This is a genomic window from Protaetiibacter larvae (assembly GCF_008365275.1).
Taxonomy (GTDB): domain Bacteria; phylum Actinomycetota; class Actinomycetes; order Actinomycetales; family Microbacteriaceae; genus Homoserinibacter; species Homoserinibacter larvae.
The window spans coordinates 614,626-632,216 of the sequence record NZ_CP043504.1; the positions used below are offsets into that span (position 1 = coordinate 614,626).

Genomic DNA, 17,591 nt, shown 5'->3' on the forward strand with positions numbered 1-17,591 from the left:
GAGGGCCGGAATGCCCGGCACCTAGGATGTGTTGTACCTCGCGAACCCCTCAGCACAGGAGACCCCCGGGATGCGTCACCTCATCATCATCGGATCCGGCCCGGCCGGCTACACCGCCGCCATCTATGCGGCGCGAGCCAACCTCGCCCCGCTCGTGATCGCGAGCTCCGTGGAGTTCGGCGGTGAGCTCATGAAGACCACCGAGGTCGAGAACTTCCCCGGATTCCCCGAGGGCATCATGGGGCCGGAGCTCATGGAGCGCATGCAGCAGCAGGCCGAGCGCTTCGGCGCCGAGATCGTCTACGACGACGTCGTCGCCCTCGACCTCACGGGCGACATCAAACGGGTCACCCTCGGCGACGGTTCGGTGCACGAGGCGCACGCGGTGATCTACGCCACCGGATCCGCGTACCGCAAGCTCGGCATCCCGGACGAGGATCGCCTCTCCGGCTACGGCGTCTCGTGGTGCGCCACCTGCGACGGCGCCTTCTTCCGCCAGAAGAAGGTCGCGGTGGTCGGCGGCGGCGACTCGGCGCTCGAGGAGGCCACCTTCCTCACCCGCTTCGCCGACACCGTCTACCTCATCCACCGCCGCGACAGCTTCCGCGCCTCGGCGGCCATGCAGGATCGCGCCTTCGCCGACCCCAAGATCCAGGTCATCTGGAACAACGCCGTCGAGCACATCTACGGCGACGAGAAGGTCACCGGCATCGGCATCGTCAACACGGTCGACGGCAGCGAGACCACGCTGGATGTGCAGGGCCTGTTCGTCGCGATCGGCGCGGACCCGCGCACCCACCTCGTGCACGGGCAGCTCGACCTGGCCCCCGAGGGGACCATCGAGGTGCAGGGGCGCAGCTCGCGGACCAACCTCCGCGGCGTCTTCGCGGCGGGCGACGTCATCGACCCCACCTACAAGCAGGCCGCAACGGCGGCGGGCTCCGGCGTGGTCGCCGCGCTCGACGCCGAGCACTACCTGGCCGAACTCGAAGACGGCGCCCTCGCCGTCGCCGCATCCCGCTGATCGAGTGCCGCCGCAGGCGGTGTCTCGAGATCGCCTCGTCCTCAGGAAAGGAAGCACAATGTCCACCAAGGCCGTCACCGACGCCACCTTCGCCGAAGAGGTGCTGAACTCCGAGAAGCCGATCATGGTCGACTTCTGGGCCACCTGGTGCGGCCCGTGCCGCGCCGTCTCGCCGATCCTCGACAAGATCGCCGAGGAGCACGCGGACAAGATCTCGATCGTCAAGCTCGACGTGGACGACAACCCCGAGACCGCCATGAAGTACGGCATCACCTCCATCCCGGCGATGTACGTCTTCCAGAACGGCGAGGTCGTCAAGCGCGTCATCGGCGCGAAGCCGAAGCCGGCCCTCGAGGCGGACCTGGCCGACTTCCTGGCGTAGCCACCTTCCGGCTCGCGGCCCCCACTCCCTGCGCGGAGTGGGGGCCGCGTCCGTTTCGCCCGTTACCCTGGTAGGCACCGATCGAACGGACACCTCCCATGCAGGACACCCAGGGCACCAACCTCGATCCGTGGTACGGCCATTACGCCGAACGCACGGCCGGACTCTCCGCGTCCGAGGTTCGAGCCCTCTTCGCCGTCGCGAGCCGACCCGAGGTGGTCTCGCTCGCCGGCGGCATGCCCTACGTGTCCGCGCTGCCGCAGCAGCTCATCGAGCGGGCCGCGTTGCGCGCGGCGACCGACCGCGCCGCGGTCGCGCTGCAGTACGGCTCGGGGCAGGGCGTGCCGCGGCTGCGGGAGCAGATCCTCGAGGTGATGGCGCTCGAGGGCATCCACGGCTCGGTGGACGATGTCGTCGTCACGACCGGATCGCAGCACGCGCTCGAACTGCTCGCGAAGCTCTTCCTCGACCCCGGCGACGTCATCATCGCCGAAGGCCCGAGCTACGTGACCGCGATCACCGTCTTCCGCTCCTTCCAGGGCGAGGTCGTGCACGTGCCGATGGACGACCAGGGGATGAACCCGCAGGCGCTGCGCGAGACGATCGAGCGCGTGCGCGCGGCCGGGAAGCGCATCAAGTTCCTCTACACGATCCCGAGCTTCCAGAACCCGACGGGCGTGACTCTGAGCTGGGAGCGGCGGGTGGAGATCCTGGAGATCGCCCGCACGAGCGGCATCCTGGTGCTCGAAGACAACCCTTACGGGTTGCTTCACTTCGAGCAGGCCCCCCCGCCCGCCATGCGCTCCATCGATTCCGAGGGCGTCGTCTACCTCGGCACCTTCTCCAAGACCCTCGCCCCCGGGCTGCGGGTCGGCTGGGCGATCGCGCCGCACGCCATCCGCGAGAAGCTCGTGCTCGCCAACGAGGCCGCCGTGCTCTCGCCCTCCTCGTTCTCGCAGATCGTGATCTCGGAATACCTCGACACCGCGGACTGGAAGGGTCAGATCTCCACCTTCCGCGACGTCTACCGCGAGCGACGCGACGCGATGCTCGGGGCGCTCTCCGACTACCTGCCGAGCATGACCTGGACCCGGCCCGCCGGCGGGTTCTACGTGTGGCTCACGATGCCCGAACACCTCGACTCGAAGGCCATGCTCCCGCGCGCCGTCAAGGAACTCGTCGCCTACACCCCCGGCACGGCGTTCTACGCCGACGGCGACGGACGCCGCAACATGCGCCTGTCGTTCTGCTACCCGCAGCCCGACTTCATCCGTGAAGGCATCCGCCGCCTCTCGACCGTCATCAACGGCGAGCTGGCCCTGCTGGGCGAGTTCTCCCAGACGGCGCCGCTGCCCGTGCAGCCGGTCGAGCGCGACGTGCTGCCCCCGTACGCCGGCTGACCCGGAGGTCCCGCGATGTCCGACACCCCGATCCGCATCGTCGTGCTCGCCGGCGGCATCTCGCACGAGCGCGATGTGTCGCTGCGCTCCGGCCGACGCGTCGCCGACGCCCTCGCCGGGCACGGGTTGCACGTGGAACTGCGCGACCCGGACGCCTCGCTGCTGGCCTTCCTGCGCGACGATCGCCCCGACGTGGTCTGGCCCGCGCTGCACGGCGCGAGCGGCGAGGACGGCGCCCTGCGCGGACTCCTCGAGTTCCTCGGGGTCCCGTTCGTCGGCTCCCACTCGGGCGCCGCCCGGCTCGCCTGGGACAAGCCCACCGCCAAGGTCATCGTCGAGCGCGCGGGCGTCGCCACCCCGCGGTCGATCACCCTCCCCCGCGACGCGTTCCGCGAGCTCGGCGCGGACGCCGTCTTCGAGGCGATCGCCGACGAGCTCCCCGTACCGCTCGTCGTGAAGCCGGCACGCGGCGGATCCGCCCAGGGCGTCACGATCGTCGAGGACCGCCGCGACCTGCCGCGCGCCATGGTCGACGCCTACACCTACGGGGATGTCGCGCTCGTCGAGCAGTGCATCCGCGGCACCGAGATCGCGATCGGCATCATCGACACGGGCGACGGCCCGGTCGCGCTTCCCGCCGTGGAGATCGAGCCGCTCTCGGGCGTCTACAGCTTCGAGGCGCGCTACAACGCCGGCGAGACCCGCTTCTACGTGCCCGCGCGCCTCTCGGATGAGGTGGCGAGCCGCGCCGCCGAGAGCGCCCTCGCGGCGCACCGGGCTCTCGGGATGCGGCACATCTCGCGCGTCGACCTCGTCGTGGACGGCTCGGGCACCCCGTGGTTCCTCGAGGCGAACGTGCTGCCCGGACTCACCGAGACCTCCCTGCTGCCCCAAGCGCTCGAGGCGGCCGGCCATGACCTCGGCTGGGTGTACGCGGCCCTCGCGGAGGACGCGCGGCGGTAGTCCGTTGCTCGTGGGGGTGGTTCCGAAACGCCGCCTGCGGCGGCACTCGCTGGTCGAGTGCGCCCGCAGGGCGGGTATCGAGACCAGCTCCCCGCAACTAAACCCCCGGTCAGGGGCTACTTACCGAAGCCGTCCTGCCCCAACTCGGTGAGGATCCGGTTGAGATCGGCGACGGTCGCGAAGTCGATCACGATGGTGCCCTTGCTCGCCCCGAGGTTGATCTTGACGCGCGTGTCGAGCCGGTCGCCCAGCCGCTCGGCGATCTCGTCGAGGTGCCCCTGACGCTTGCCGGCCGCCGGCTTCGCAGGCCGGGCAGTCTTGCCGGAGACCGCGCCCGCGGCAGCCTCCGCCGCACGCACCGAAAGGTCCTCGTTGATGATCTTGTCGGCGAGGCGCTCCATCGCATCCGGCTCGCCCACCGAGAGGATCGCACGCGCGTGGCCCGCGCTCAGCACCCCCGCGGCGACCCGCCGCTGCACGGCGGTCGGCAGGCGCAGCAGGCGCAGCGTGTTGGTGATCTGCGGCCGCGACCGCCCGATCCGCTCGGCGAGCTGCTCCTGGGTGATCGCGAAGTCGTCCAGCAGCTGCTTGTAGGCCGACGCCTCCTCGAGCGGGTTCAGCTCGGCACGGTGCAGGTTCTCCAGCAGCGCGTCGCGCAGCATCTCGTCGTCGGCGGTGTTCTTGACGACGGCCGGGATGGTGGGGACGCCCGCGAGCTTGGTGGCCCGGAGGCGCCGCTCGCCCATGATGAGCTCGTACTGCGGCTCCCCCGGCGCGGCGCCCGATCGCGGGCGCACCACGATGGGCTGCAGCACCCCGAACTCGCGGATCGACACGACGAGCTCCTCGAGCTCCTCCTGGCGGAACTCGTGGCGCGGCTGCTGGGGATTCGGGACGATGTCGTCGGGCGACAGGTTCGCGAGTCGCGCACCCGGCACCGCCACCAGATCGTCCGCGTGATCCTCGGCGCTCGGGAAGAAGACATCGACGGGTCGCTCGTGGGTCTCGTCCGAGGTGGGGATCAGCGCGCCGATCCCCCGGCCCAGACCCGTGCGCTTGGGACCCGCCATCAGTTCTCCTCCTGCTTGCTCGCTCCACGCCGGGCGATCTCGGCCGCGGCCTCCCGGTACGACAGCGACCCCGGCGAGTTGGCGTCGTAGCTGATGACGCTCTGGCCGTAGCTCGGGGCCTCCGAGATGCGCACCGATCGCGGGATCACCGTCTCGAGCACCTCATCCGGGAAGTGCTCGCGCACCTCCTCGACGACCTGGTGCGCGAGGTTGGTGCGGGAATCGTACATCGTGAGCAGAATCGTGGAGACGGCGAGCTCGGGGTTGAGGTGACGCTCGATGAGCTTGATGTTGTTGAGGAGCTGAGAGAGCCCCTCGAGCGCGTAGTACTCGCACTGGATGGGGATGAGCACCTCTCGCGCGGCGACGAAGGCGTTGATCGTCAGTAGGCCGAGCGACGGCGGACAGTCGATGAAGACGTAGTGCGGCGGGGTGTCGCTTCCGGCGATGTAGCTCTCGAGCGCGGAGCGAAGGCGCTGCTCGCGGGCGACCATCGAGACGAGCTCGATCTCGGCGCCGGCGAGGTGGATCGTGGCCGGAATGCAGTCGAGGTTCGGGAACTCCGGGCTCGTCTGCACGACCTCCGCCATGGGGGCGTCGTTGATGATGACGTCGTAGACGCTGGCGGTCTCGGAGCGGTGCTCGACCCCGAGCGCGGTCGACGCGTTGCCCTGGGGGTCGAGATCGATGACCAGCACCCGCGCACCGGCCTGGGCGAGAGCGGCGGCGAGATTGACCGCCGTGGTGGTCTTGCCGACGCCGCCCTTCTGATTGGCGACGGTGAAGACGCGGGTCTTCTCGGGGAGCGGGAAGCTCTGCGCGGCCAGGGCCATGCGCCGCCGGGTGATCTCGGCGACCTCGCGCGCGAGCGGCGTCGACGCGTCGAAGGGGCTGGGGGTGGTCACGAATCCCTTTCGGTGTTTCACGTGAAACATCGCGGCCGTCGGGCCGCGACTCTCCACTGTAATCCACGCCTCGGATGCGGCCGGCTGCGGGGTTGATCTCGATACACCGCGCTGCGCGCGGCACTCGATCGACGAAGTGCGGCACCCCGCGCCGTGCGGCCTCCGGTCCACCCCGCTGAGCGGCAACTCCACCGTCGTTCGAGCGCACCCCGCAGCGGCGCCCCACCCCGGTGATCGAGTGCGCCGCGCAGCGGCGTGTATCGAGATCACCCCGCCGGCACGTCGTCATCCGCCGCGAAGCGCTTTCTGCTCAAGCCTGGAAGCAGGTGCAGCTCGCCGCGGATGAGCGCCTCCCGCTTCGCCCGAGACCAGCCCTGCACGCGCTTCTCGGCCGCGTAGGCCTCGCCCACGTTCTCGCATTCGTGCACGAAGACCAGCACCACCGGCATCCGGGTGGCGGTGTACCGCGAGCCCTCCCCCGCCGCGTGCTGCTGCATACGCGCGTCGAGGTCTCGCGCGGAACCCACGTAGTAGCTCCCGTCGGAGCAGCGCAGGATGTACATCGCCGGCATGCGGTCATCGTGCTCGGGCAGCTGAGGGAGCGTTCGAGATTGTCCACAGCTGTGGGGGTGATCTCGATACACGCCGCTGCGCGGCGCAGTCGATCACCGGTGAGGGTTGCCGCTTCGCGGCGCACTCGATCACCGGGAAGGCTGCTGCTGCGCCGTGCGCTCGAGCATCGGGGTGCGGCGGGGGAGGCGGGACGCGCTCGAACCGCGACAGCTGGGGGTTCACCCGTTGATCGAGTGCCCGCCGAAGGCGGGTGTATCGAGATCAACCCACCGCAGACTCAGCGCGCGGTCGCCCGGAAGACCCGGGTGGGCTCGTCCACGACCCCCTCGCCCAGCACGTCCACCCGGACGTTCGTGAGGCCCGCCTTGCGGATCGCCTTCGCGGCGGCCGCGAGCTCCTCGTCGACGCGCGCCCCCTTCATGAACACGAGCTCTCCCCCCGAGCGCAGCAGCGGCACCGTGATCGGGATGAGCTTCGACAGCGCCGACACGGCGCGGGCCGTCACCTGGTCCAAGGGGCCGTCGAGGCGCGCCTCCTCGGCGCGTGCCCGCACCACCTGCACGTTGCCGAGGCCGAGCGCCGCAGCCTCCTCGGTGAGCCACTCGACCCGACGCTCCATCGGCTCGATCAGCACGAACTCCACATCCGGTCGCGCCACCGCGAGCACGAGGCCCGGAAGCCCTGCGCCACTGCCCACATCGCCGACTCGCCCCGCGAGCACGGGCGCGAGCAACGCGGAGTTCAGCACGTGCCGCGACCACAGCCGCGGCAATTCGAGGGGGCCGATCAGCCCACGGGTCTCGCCTTCGCGCGCGAGGTCCGCGGTGAACCGGCGCGCCAGGTCGATCCGGTCGCCGAACAAGGTCGCGGCGACCGCCGGCTCGGTTTCGAGTTCGCTCATCGGCTGGGATGTTTCACGTGAAACATCGCGGACTACTTGGCCGTGATCACCGTGTGGCGATCGCGCCCCTCGCCCTCCGACTCGGAGACGAAGCCGCGCTCGCTCACGATGTCGTGCACGAGCTTGCGCTCGTAGCTCGACATCGGGGGGAGGGAGGCCGCCGCCGCGCCCGCCTCGAGCCGCGAGATGGCGTGGTCGACGAGGGCCGCGAGCTCGTCGGCACGCGCGTCCCGCGAGCCGCCGATGTCGAGGATGAGGCGCGAGAAGCGCCCGGTCTTCGTCTGCACCGCCAACCGGGTCAGCTCCTGCAGCGCCGTGACGGTGTCGGGCTGCGAGAGCAGCCGCAGGTTCGTCCCCTCGGAGGAGCTCACCGAGATGTACGCCCGGCCGGCCCGGGCGTCGATGTCGATGTCGCCGTCGATGTCGGCGATGTCGAGCAGTTCCTCGATGTAGTCCGCGGCGATGTCGCCCTCGGTCACGATCTCCTGCTCGCTGGGTGCGGCGTCCGCCGCCGCCTCGTCGAGCTGCGTCGCGTTCTCGTCGGTCATCGCTTGGGTCCCCCCTGCTTCTTGGCCCGGGCCTTGTTCACGGGCTGCTGGCGCTGTGTGGTCGTGGGCTTCGCCGGCTCGACCTCGAGCTGGTCGGCGAGCGCCTCGGCGTCGTCCGCGATCTTGAGGCGGTTGCGCTTGGCCAGTCGTGCCTCGCGAGCGAGGGCCGCCTCCGACCCCGGAGTCGGCATGTTCCGGATCACGAGCGCCTGCTGCACCATCGTCCAGATGTTGGAGGTGAGCCAGTAGAACATGACGCCGATCGGGAATGCCAGACCCGAGATGAGGAACACCACCGGCAGGATGTACAGCAGGATCCGCTGCTGCCGGAACATCGGGCTCGCCTTCATCTCCGGCGTCTGGTTCTTCGACATGATCTGCAGCTGCGTGTAGAACTGCGAGGCCGTCATCACCAGGATCATGACGATCGCGATGATCGCGACCCAGACCTCGCCGTAGTTGAACGCGTCGACGAGGCTGTACCGCAGCGGCGCCACGTCGAAGAGGCTGGCCCGACCGAAGTTGTCCGACAGCTCCTGGGTGAGGAAGCCGACGCCGGCCTTGTCGTTGCGCGCCTCGTTGAGCACGGAGAACAGGCTGAAGAAGATCGGCATCTGGATCAGCAGCGGGAGACACGACGACAGCGGGTTGGTGCCGGCCTTCTGGTACAGCGCCATCGTCTCGCGCTGCATCGCCTCCCGCGAGAACTGGTCCTTCTTGCCGCGGTACTTGTCCTGGATCTTCTTGAGCTGCGGTGCGACCTCGAGCATCTTGCGCTGGCTCTTGATCTGGCGCACGAAGATCGGGATGAGCGCAGCACGCACCACGAGCACGAGGCCGACGATCGCGAGCACCCAGGTGATGCCCGCATCCGCAGAGAGGCCGATGTGCGAGAGCAGCCAGTGGAAGCCCACGAGGATGGCCTCGATGACCCACTTGATGGGCCAGAGGATGGTTCCGATGAAGTCCATTCGGCCGGATCAGCCCTTTCCGTGTCCCGCGGCCACGAAGCCGAATCGGGTGAGGTGATAGTGGTCGTGATGATGCCGGGACTCCGGCACGTCGTCGATGCCGCCGCGCGCCCAGGGGTGGCAGCGGGCGATGCGCCACGCACCGAGGCCCACACCCTTCACCACGCCGTGCTCCTGGATCGCACCGAGCGTGTACGCGGAGCAACTGGGGTAGTAGCGGCACACATCGCCGTAGAGCGGTGAGATGACGGCCCGATAGCCGCGGAGGATCGCCACGCAGATGTTCCTCGGCAGCAGCCAGAGGAAGGTCAGGGTCGCCCTCATCGAATCAGGGCGGGGTCGAGGATCGCGTGCATCTCGGCGGAGAGACTAGTCCAGTCGCGCTGGGCGGATCCCGGGAGCGCCCGGACGACGACGTCCGAGCCACGGCCGCCCGCGTCGACGATCGCGCGGCAGACGGCGCGCATCCGGCGCCTCACGAGGTTGCGCTCGACCGCGTTGCCGACGGTCTTCGCGACGATGAACCCGAAGCGGGCGTCGTCGTCGGGTTCTCGCTCCACGCGGTAGATGAGCGTGCCGGCCGTGGCGGTGCGGCGCCCACGGCGCACGATCGCACGGAAGTCCGAGGGCTTGACCACTCGGTTCGCCCTGGCCAGCACGTCGCCGGACTACGCGGAGAGCTCGGTGCGTCCCTTGGCGCGACGCGCGGCGAGGATGGCGCGACCGGCGCGGGTGCGCATACGCAGACGGAAGCCGTGCTTCTTGGCACGACGCCGGTTGTTCGGCTGGAAGGTTCGCTTGCTCATGGTGATATCTCCTGGACCCGGTGTGCGGCGACCGGGAAAGAACGGGGTCGGCTCGAAACGACCGACAACCTGTTAAAAATAGGGGCTCGACCGACAACCGTCAAACCGTCGTCTACTGTAACGCCGGTCCCTCCACATCTGCCGAGAGACCGTTGTCCACAAGCGCCTGTCCACAACTAAGGTTGTCGTCAGTCTCTCGCACCCCGAGATACCCGCAGGATCGGCGCGACAGCCCCCTCCGTTCTGTGGACGAACGTGTGAATAACCACCGAGGAACGACACCAGATGACCGACAGCGGTGACCCGACGACGGAGCTGTGGGCGACCGTTCAGGCCCGCCTCGACGCCGACGAGCGGATCACGCCCCAGCTGCACGGCTTCATCAATCTCGTCGAGCCGAAGGGCGTCCTCGCCGGCACCCTCTATCTCGAGGTGCCGAACGAGCTCACGCGCGGGATGCTGGAACAGCGCATCCGGGTTCCGCTGCTGGGCGCACTCGCCGAGCTCGACACCGAGGTCAGCAACTTCGCGATCGTCGTGAACCCCGACATCCAGCCCGTGCTGCAGCCGGTGCCCGACGAGCAGCTCGAGAACGCCGGCCCGCTCGAGCAGGTCAACCCGGTCATCGAGCTCGGCCGGCGCAGCGACTCCCGCCTCAACCCGAAGTACAACTTCGACAACTTCGTCATCGGCGGATCGAACCGTTTCGCGCATGCGGCCGCCGTCGCCGTGGCGGAGGCGCCCGCGAAGGCCTACAACCCGCTCTTCATCTACGGCGACTCCGGGCTCGGCAAGACCCACCTCCTGCATGCGATCGGCCACTACGCCGAGAGCCTCTACCCGGGGATCCGGGTGCGCTACGTGAGCTCGGAGGAGTTCACGAACGACTTCATCAACTCGATCGCCAACAACCGCGCCTCCGTCTTCCAGTCGCGCTACCGCGAGATCGACATCCTCCTGATCGACGACATCCAGTTCCTGCAGGGCAAGGACTCCACGCAGGAGGCCTTCTTCCACACCTTCAACACGCTGCACGACCACAACAAGCAGGTCGTCATCACGAGCGATGTCGCACCCAAGCACCTCACGGGTTTCGAGGACCGGATGCGGTCGCGCTTCGAGTGGGGTCTCATCACCGACGTCCAGGCGCCGGATCTCGAGACCCGCATCGCGATCCTTCGCAAGAAGGCGCAGTCGGAGCGTCTCCAGGTGCCGGACGACATCCTCGAGTACATGGCGACGAAGGTGTCGTCGAACATCCGCGAGCTCGAGGGGACCCTCATCCGGGTGACCGCGTTCGCGAATCTCAACAAGACCCCGGTCGACCTGCAGCTCGTGCAGACGGTGCTGAAGGATCTCATCACCCTCGACGAAGACAATGTCATCTCGCCGGTCGACATCATCAATCACACGGCGAGCTACTTCAAGCTCTCGGTCGACGACCTTTACGGCTCGTCCCGATCGCAGGCGGTGGCGACGGCACGCCAGATCGCGATGTACCTGTGCCGCGAGTTGACGAGCCTGTCGCTTCCGAAGATCGGCCAGCTGTTCGGCAACCGGGACCACACAACGGTCATGTACGCCAACAAGAAGATCAGCGACCTCATGAAGGAGCGCCGCTCGATCTACAACCAGGTGACCGAGCTCACGGCCCGCATCAAGCAGGATCAGCGCTACCGTCCCTGAAACTGGGAGAACGCCGCATCACGGTTGCACAGTCTGTGGAAGCAGCTGTGGATAACTTCCGGATGAGGTGTGGAACGCGCCGAGCGCGTGTGTGGAGAGCGAAATCACCGGAGCCGGACTTCGCGAGCACCACTCCCCCGTCATCCGCATCCCGCCCACATCTTTCACGGTTGTAGTTCCCCGGCGTCAGCGGGCCGGTCGATACTTGTCCACAGTTCGCACAGGCGTTAAGACGATTAACTCTCTGACTTGATCCTTCGCCTGCCGATAACAGTTCGGGCCGGAGTCCGTGCCAAGATCGTCAAACACAAGCCGTGCGAATCCTCATCACCCAAGACAGGAGTGACGCGTGAAGTTCCAGGTGAATCGCGACGTCTTCAGCGAGGCGGTCTCGTTCGCCGTCAAGCTTCTGCCGCAGCGCACGACCCAGCCGATCCTGAGCGGTGTGCTGCTCGAGGCGTCGGATGGCGCCCTCACCTTGTCCTCGTTCGACTACGAGGTCTCGAGTCGCACCGAGATCGCCGCCGAGGTGGACGAGGTCGGCTCGGCGCTCGTCTCCGGTCGTCTTCTCGCCGATATCGCGAGCCGGCTTCCGAATGCCCCGGTCGCCTTCGCGACGCAGGACGGCAAGATCCTCGTGAGCTGCGGCTCCGCACGGTTCACCTTGCTGAGCATGCCCGTCGAGGAGTATCCGACCCTTCCTCAGGTCGATGATCAGACCGGCGTCCTCCCGGCGGAGGAGTTCGCGGCCGCCGTCGCGCAGGTCTCCGTCGCCGCCTCCCGTGACGACGTGACCCCTGTGATCACGGGCGTGCAGCTCGAGGTCGGCGACGACAGCCTCTCGCTCGTCGCGACCGATCGCTACCGGGTGGCCGTGCGCGACATCGACTGGGATTCCGGATCGGGTTCCGCCGCCGGCACGACAGCGCTCATCCCGGCACGCACCCTCTCCGAGATCGGCAAGACCTTCGCGCACAGCGGCACGATCGGGGTGTCGATCGTGCGCGGCGACGATCGCGAGCTCATCGCGTTCCGCGCCGACAAGAAGACCGTGACCTCGTTGCTCATCAAGGGCAACTTCCCGCCCGTAAAGCGTCTGTTCCCCGAGACCGTCGAGAACTACGCGGTGCTGAACACCGCCGAGCTCATCGAGGCCACCCGGCGTGTGTCGCTCGTGCTCGAGCGCGAGGCGGCGCTGCGATTCAGCTTCTCGATCGACGGACTGACCCTGGAGGCCGCCGGATCGGAGCAGGCTCAGGCGTCGGAGACGATCGACGCGCACCTCGTCGGGGGCGACACGGTCGTCTCGCTCAAGCCGTCGTTCCTGCTTGATGGTCTCGGCGCGGTGCACTCCGAGTTCGTGCGGATCTCGTTCACGAAGACCGAGAATCCCAACAAGCCCGGTCCGGTGCTCATCACGAGCCAGACCTCCCGCGAGGCGCCCGGTTCGGACAACTACAAGTACCTCCTGCAGCCCAACCTGCTGCTCCGCTAGATGATCGTCGCGCTCCGCGCGAGAAGAAGGTTCCCCCATGCACATCGGACTCGTCGGCCTGGGCCGAATGGGCAACAACATGCGCACCCGTCTGCGCGCGGCCGGGATCGAGGTCACCGGATTCGACCCGAACCCGGCGGTGAGCGACGTCGCCGACCTGGCCGCATTGGCCGCCGCCGTTCCGGGGCCGCGGATCGTCTGGGTGATGGTGCCGTCCGGTCCCATCACGACCGGCGTGATCACGGATCTCGCCGCGGTGCTCTCCGAGGGAGACCTCGTCATCGAGGGCGGCAACTCCAAGTTCACCGAGGACGCGAAGCACGCCGCCCTGCTGGCCGAGAAGGGCATCCGCTACGTCGACTGCGGAGTCTCGGGCGGCATCTGGGGCGCCGAGAACGGCTACGGGCTCATGGCCGGCGGCGACAAGGCCGACATCGAGCGTGCGCTGCCGATCTTCGACGCCCTGCGCCCCGAGGGTCCTCGCGAGGAGGGCTTCGTGCACGCCGGCGCGATCGGCGCGGGGCATTACGCGAAGATGGTGCACAACGGCATCGAGTACGCCCTCATGCAGGCGTGGGCTGAGGGATACGAGCTGCTCGATGCCAAGAGCGACCTCATCCACGACGTCACCGGCGTCTTCCAGGCCTGGCAGCGCGGCACCGTGGTGCGCAGCTGGCTGCTCGAGCTGCTCGTGAAGGCGCTCCAGGAGGACCCGGAGTTCACCGACATCGAGGGGTACGTCGAGGACTCCGGCGAGGGTCGGTGGACCGTCGAGGAGGCCCTCAACAACGCGGTGCCGGTGCCCACGATCTCGGCGTCGATCTTCGCGCGCTTCGTGTCGCGCCAGGACGACTCCCCGTCGATGAAGGCGGTTGCGGCGCTCCGGAAGCAGTTCGGCGGGCACGCGGTTCGCAAGGCGTAAGCCCCGAACCGTGATCGTCTCCCACCTCGAGCTCGCCGACTTCCGCAACTACGAGTCGGCGACGGTCGAGCTCGAACCCGGTCCGAATCTCTTCGTCGGCAGCAACGGGCAGGGCAAGACGAACCTCGTCGAGTCGATCAACTACCTGGCGACCCTCTCCTCGCACCGGGTCTCCACCGACCAGGCGCTCATCCGGCAGGGGCGGGATGCGGCGATCATCCGCGCGCGCCTCGAGCACGCGGGGCGCCAGGTGCTCGTCGAGGTGCAGCTCAACCGGCAGGGCGCCAACCGTGCGCAGCTGAATCGTGCGCCGGCGAAGCCCCGGGATCTCCCCCGCCAGGTGCGCGCGGTCCTCTTCGCCCCCGAGGATCTCGCGCTCGTGCGCGGCGAGCCGTCCGGGCGCCGGCGCTTCCTCGATCAGCTCCTCGTGCAGCTCACGCCGCGCCTGTCCGGGGTGCTCGCCGACTACGACCGCGTTCTGCGTCAGCGCAACTCGCTGCTCAAGTCGGCGCGCGCGGCGCGCGTCCCGAGTTCCGGGCTCTCGACCCTCGAGGTCTGGGACGAACGACTGATCGACTTGGGCTCCGAGATCATCGAGGCCCGGGGTCGGCTCGTCTCGGCGCTGCGCCCGTTCGTCGGCGAGGCCTACACGGCGATCGCGGGCAGGACGCAGACGGCCGAGCTCGCGAGCGAGTTGTCGATCCTCGGCGCGCAGCCCGATGAGGGCGCGGAGGTGAGCGAGCAGTCCGTGCGGACCGAGATCGACCGCGCCGAGGCGGTCGCGGCTTTCACCGCGGCCATCGAACGCAATCGTCGCGCCGAGCTGGAACGGGGGCTGACGCTCGCCGGGCCGCACCGCGACGACCTGCTGCTGCGCCTCAACGGCCTGCCGGCGCGCGGCTACGCGAGCCACGGCGAATCGTGGTCGTTCGCGCTCGCACTCCGGCTCGCATCCGCCGCGCTGCTGCGCGCCGAGTCGCCGACGGGGGATCCGGTGCTGATCCTCGACGACGTGTTCGCCGAGCTGGACGAGACCCGGCGCGGGCGACTCGCGGACGCGGTGGCCGGCTATGAGCAGGTGCTCATCACCGCGGCGGTCGAGTCGGATGTGCCGCCCGCGCTCGCGGCGCACACCGTGCGCATCCGCGCCGGACGCATCGTGTCACCCGAGGAGACGACGTGACCGAACCCGATGGCCAGGAGCCGGAGCACCTCGCGGTGTACCACCGGATCCGACGCGTGTTCGGCGACCCCGACGCACGCTCCCCCGACGCCCGGCGCCGCGGGCGCGCCGCGCGCGACGAGGCGACGGTGCCGTACGGAACCGGGCGCGACCCCCGCGGTCTCGACGACGTCCTCCACACGCTGACCGAATCCATGGGATGGACCTCGCCGCTGGCGAAGTCGACCCTGCTCGTGTCCTGGCCGCAGCTCATCGGTGCGGAGGTCGCCGCGCACACCGAGCCGGTGTCGGTCGAGGAGGGTCTGCTGACGGTGCGCTGCGACTCGACGGCGTGGGCTCAGCAGTTGCGCTCGATGCGTACGGCGGTGCTCGCGAAGATCGCGGAGGCGCACCCGGGAGCGGGCATCGAGTCGGTGCGGTTCATCGGACCGGACACCCCCTCCTGGAAACGCGGCCCTCGCGCGATTCCAGGGCGCGGCCCGCGCGATACTTACGGCTGAGACGGCAAAAGAGGTCGACGCGACCGGAAAAGGCGCTCAGAGAGGCGATTCTGCAGGTTTCGGGCACGGCGCTGAGGTAGAATGGCATGGTCCGTCGAACCCCTTTTTCGGGGGACGCGACAGCGACCGTCAGGAGCCCCGCCCTTCATGAATTCTCCCTCTTCTCGCCCCGCGTCCGATAGCTACGGCGCAGAAGCCATCCAGGTTCTCGAGGGTCTTGAAGCGGTCCGCAAGCGCCCCGGCATGTACATCGGGTCGACCGGACCGCGCGGCCTTCACCATCTCGTCTACGAGATCGTCGACAACTCGGTCGACGAGGCCCTCGCCGGGTACTGCGACGACATCCTCGTCACGATCCTCGCGGATGGCGGGGTGCGGGTCATCGACAACGGCCGTGGGATCCCGGTCGCCGAGCACCCCGTGGAGAAGAAGTCGACCGTCGAGGTCGTGCTCACCATCCTGCACGCGGGCGGCAAGTTCGGCGGCGGCGGATACGCGGTGTCGGGCGGCCTGCACGGCGTCGGCAGCTCGGTGGTGAACGCGCTCTCGAGTCGCCTCCAGGTGGAGGTGCAGCGCGAGGGAGCGGTGTGGGCCATGGGCTTCCACGACGGCGTTCCGGACGCGCCGCTCGCGGAGGTGGCGAAGTCGGATGCCACCGGCACCACCATCACCTTCTGGCCGAACGCCGACATCTTCGAGACCGTCGACTTCGACTACGAGACACTGCGCACGCGCTTCCAGCAGATGGCCTTCCTCAACAGGGGCCTGCGCATCCAGATCACCGACGAGCGCGAGATCGCCGAGGACGGCACCTTCCGCAGCGAGGTTTTCCTCTACGAGCGCGGCCTCGCCGACTACGTCGAGTACCTCAACGGCACCAAGAAGACCGAGGTCATCCATCCCGAGATCATCGACTTCTCGGCAGAGGAGGTCTCGGGCGGCGGGGACGTGCCCGAGAAGCGCATCTCGCTCGAGATCGCGATGCAGTGGACGACCGCCTACTCCGAGAGCGTGCACACCTACGCGAACACCATCAACACCCACGAGGGCGGCACCCACGAGGAGGGGTTCCGTGCGGCGCTCACGACCCTCGTCAACCGCTACGCGCGCGAGAAGGGCCTGCTCAAGGAGAAGGACGAGAACCTCTCCGGCGACGACGTGCGCGAAGGTCTCACCGCCGTGATCTCGGTCAAGCTCAGCGAGCCGCAGTTCGAGGGCCAGACGAAGACCAAGCTCGGCAACACCGAGGCGAAGTCGTTCGTGCAGCGCGTCGTCGGCGAGCAGCTCGGCGACTGGTTCGAGCGCAACCCGAACCTCGCCCGGGATGTGATCCGCAAGTCGATCCAGGCGGCGACCGCCCGCATCGCGGCGCGCAAGGCGCGGGAGCAGACCCGACGCAAGGGCCTGCTCGAGGGCGGCGGCATGCCCGGCAAGCTGAGCGACTGCTCCAGCAAGGACCCGTCGCGCTCGGAGATCTTCCTCGTCGAGGGCGACTCGGCCGGCGGTTCGGCGAAGTCGGGTCGCAACCCCGAGACCCAGGCGATCCTGCCGTTGCGCGGCAAGATCCTCAACGTCGAGAAGGCGCGCCTCGACCGCGCGCTCGCGAACGCCGAGATCCAGGCGATGATCACCGCCTTCGGAACCGGCATCGGCGAGGACTTCGACGGCGAGAAGGCCCGGTATCACAAGATCGTGCTCATGGCGGATGCGGACGTCGACGGCCAGCACATCACGACCCTGCTGCTCACCCTGCTGTTCCGCTACATGCGACCGCTCATCGAGATGGGCTACGTCTACCTCGCCCAGCCCCCGCTGTACCGGATCAAGTGGACGAACGCCGATCACGAGTACGTGTACTCCGATCGTGAGCGCGACGCCGTGATGGCCGAGGGGCTCGCGGCCGGCCGTCGCCTCCAGAAGGAGAACGGTGTGCAGCGCTACAAGGGTCTGGGCGAGATGAACGACCAGGAGCTCTGGGACACCACCATGAACCCGGAGACCCGCACCCTCAAGCAGGTGACCCTCGACGACGCAGCCGTCGCCGACGGCATCTTCGCCACCCTCATGGGCGACGACGTGGAGGCGCGGCGCCACTTCATCCAGACGAACGCGAAAGACGTCCGCTTCCTTGACATCTAGCCGGTGGTCTCGAGGAACGTCGCCTGCGGCGGCGCTCCTCGACCACCTCAGCCCCGAGCACGACCCCCGCTGATCGAGTAGCCGCCCAAGCGCACAACCCCCGCTGATCGAGTGCCGCATAGC

The 17,591-nt window shown here is 68.5% G+C and carries 19 protein-coding genes; 10 read left to right on the forward strand and 9 right to left on the reverse strand.

The features are described 5' to 3' along the window. The first annotated feature begins 70 nt into the window (after positions 1–70). The 4 genes from trxB to FLP23_RS02800 all read left to right on the forward strand — a co-directional run bounded on the left by trxB (position 71) and on the right by FLP23_RS02800 (position 3,769). Entirely contained in the window at positions 71–1,024 is a 954-nt protein-coding gene (gene trxB, locus FLP23_RS02785) for a thioredoxin-disulfide reductase (RefSeq protein WP_149324466.1), read from the forward strand. 58 nt (positions 1,025–1,082) lie between these two features. Next, positions 1,083–1,406 (forward strand): thioredoxin, encoded by a 324-nt coding sequence (gene trxA / locus FLP23_RS02790; protein ID WP_149324467.1) that lies wholly within the window; start codon positions 1,083–1,085, stop codon positions 1,404–1,406. Between the two features lie 98 nt (positions 1,407–1,504). Next, entirely contained in the window at positions 1,505–2,806 is a 1,302-nt protein-coding gene (locus tag FLP23_RS02795; RefSeq protein WP_149324468.1) for an aminotransferase-like domain-containing protein, read from the forward strand. Between the two features lie 15 nt (positions 2,807–2,821). Next, complete coding sequence (locus tag FLP23_RS02800; protein WP_149324469.1) at positions 2,822–3,769, forward strand: D-alanine--D-alanine ligase family protein; 948 nt, start codon at positions 2,822–2,824, stop codon at positions 3,767–3,769. Between the two features lie 116 nt (positions 3,770–3,885). Here the strand turns inward: FLP23_RS02800 and FLP23_RS02805 are convergent, their stop codons facing one another. The 9 genes from FLP23_RS02805 to rpmH form a co-directional block, all read right to left on the reverse strand. Then, on the reverse strand, positions 3,886–4,839 hold the full coding sequence (locus FLP23_RS02805) for a ParB/RepB/Spo0J family partition protein (RefSeq protein WP_149324470.1): 954 nt from the start codon (positions 4,837–4,839) through the stop codon (positions 3,886–3,888). Further along, positions 4,839–5,774: a ParA family protein gene (locus FLP23_RS02810; RefSeq protein WP_149326158.1), complete on the reverse strand. Its 936-nt coding sequence runs from the start codon at positions 5,772–5,774 to the stop codon at positions 4,839–4,841. The genes FLP23_RS02805 and FLP23_RS02810 overlap by 1 nt, the downstream gene beginning before the upstream one ends. Before the next feature lie 236 nt (positions 5,775–6,010). Beyond that, on the reverse strand, positions 6,011–6,316 hold the full coding sequence (locus FLP23_RS02815) for a GIY-YIG nuclease family protein (protein ID WP_149324471.1): 306 nt from the start codon (positions 6,314–6,316) through the stop codon (positions 6,011–6,013). Positions 6,317–6,594: 278 nt separating this feature from the next. Next, positions 6,595–7,218: a 16S rRNA (guanine(527)-N(7))-methyltransferase RsmG gene (gene rsmG / locus FLP23_RS02820; protein ID WP_149324472.1), complete on the reverse strand. Its 624-nt coding sequence runs from the start codon at positions 7,216–7,218 to the stop codon at positions 6,595–6,597. 32 nt (positions 7,219–7,250) lie between these two features. Continuing rightward, positions 7,251–7,766, reverse strand: a complete 516-nt coding sequence (locus FLP23_RS02825; RefSeq protein ID WP_149324473.1) for a Jag family protein — start codon at positions 7,764–7,766, stop codon at positions 7,251–7,253. Beyond that, entirely contained in the window at positions 7,763–8,737 is a 975-nt protein-coding gene (gene yidC, locus FLP23_RS02830; protein WP_149324474.1) for a membrane protein insertase YidC, read from the reverse strand. The genes FLP23_RS02825 and yidC overlap by 4 nt, the downstream gene beginning before the upstream one ends. Positions 8,738–8,746: 9 nt before the next feature. Continuing rightward, a complete protein-coding gene (gene yidD, locus FLP23_RS02835; RefSeq protein WP_149324475.1) occupies positions 8,747–9,061 on the reverse strand; it encodes a membrane protein insertion efficiency factor YidD in 315 nt (104 codons plus the stop codon). Then, positions 9,058–9,396, reverse strand: coding sequence for a ribonuclease P protein component (rnpA, locus tag FLP23_RS02840; RefSeq protein WP_149324476.1), 339 nt, complete (start codon positions 9,394–9,396; stop codon positions 9,058–9,060). The genes yidD and rnpA overlap by 4 nt, the downstream gene beginning before the upstream one ends. 9 nt (positions 9,397–9,405) lie before the next feature. Then, a complete protein-coding gene (rpmH, locus tag FLP23_RS02845) occupies positions 9,406–9,543 on the reverse strand; it encodes a 50S ribosomal protein L34 (protein WP_071299798.1) in 138 nt (45 codons plus the stop codon). 285 nt (positions 9,544–9,828) lie between these two features. On the opposite strand from rpmH, the gene dnaA reads away from it, so the two are divergent. The 6 genes from dnaA to gyrB all read left to right on the forward strand — a co-directional run bounded on the left by dnaA (position 9,829) and on the right by gyrB (position 17,468). Then, the gene (gene dnaA / locus FLP23_RS02850; protein ID WP_149324477.1) at positions 9,829–11,229 is read left to right on the forward strand and encodes a chromosomal replication initiator protein DnaA; all 1,401 of its coding nucleotides are present in this window, start codon (positions 9,829–9,831) and stop codon (positions 11,227–11,229) included. 349 nt (positions 11,230–11,578) lie between these two features. Continuing rightward, positions 11,579–12,724, forward strand: coding sequence for a DNA polymerase III subunit beta (gene dnaN / locus FLP23_RS02855; protein ID WP_149324478.1), 1,146 nt, complete (start codon positions 11,579–11,581; stop codon positions 12,722–12,724). A 37-nt stretch (positions 12,725–12,761) separates the two neighbouring features. Continuing rightward, positions 12,762–13,646, forward strand: coding sequence for a phosphogluconate dehydrogenase (NAD(+)-dependent, decarboxylating) (gene gnd / locus FLP23_RS02860; RefSeq protein WP_149324479.1), 885 nt, complete (start codon positions 12,762–12,764; stop codon positions 13,644–13,646). 10 nt (positions 13,647–13,656) lie between these two features. Next, complete coding sequence (recF, locus tag FLP23_RS02865; RefSeq protein ID WP_149324480.1) at positions 13,657–14,829, forward strand: DNA replication/repair protein RecF; 1,173 nt, start codon at positions 13,657–13,659, stop codon at positions 14,827–14,829. Beyond that, positions 14,826–15,329 (forward strand): DciA family protein, encoded by a 504-nt coding sequence (locus FLP23_RS02870; RefSeq protein ID WP_149324481.1) that lies wholly within the window; start codon positions 14,826–14,828, stop codon positions 15,327–15,329. Before recF ends, FLP23_RS02870 begins: the two co-directional genes overlap by 4 nt. A 147-nt stretch (positions 15,330–15,476) precedes the next feature. Beyond that, the gene (gene gyrB / locus FLP23_RS02875; protein ID WP_149324482.1) at positions 15,477–17,468 is read left to right on the forward strand and encodes a DNA topoisomerase (ATP-hydrolyzing) subunit B; all 1,992 of its coding nucleotides are present in this window, start codon (positions 15,477–15,479) and stop codon (positions 17,466–17,468) included. The last annotated feature ends 123 nt before the right edge of the window (positions 17,469–17,591 follow it).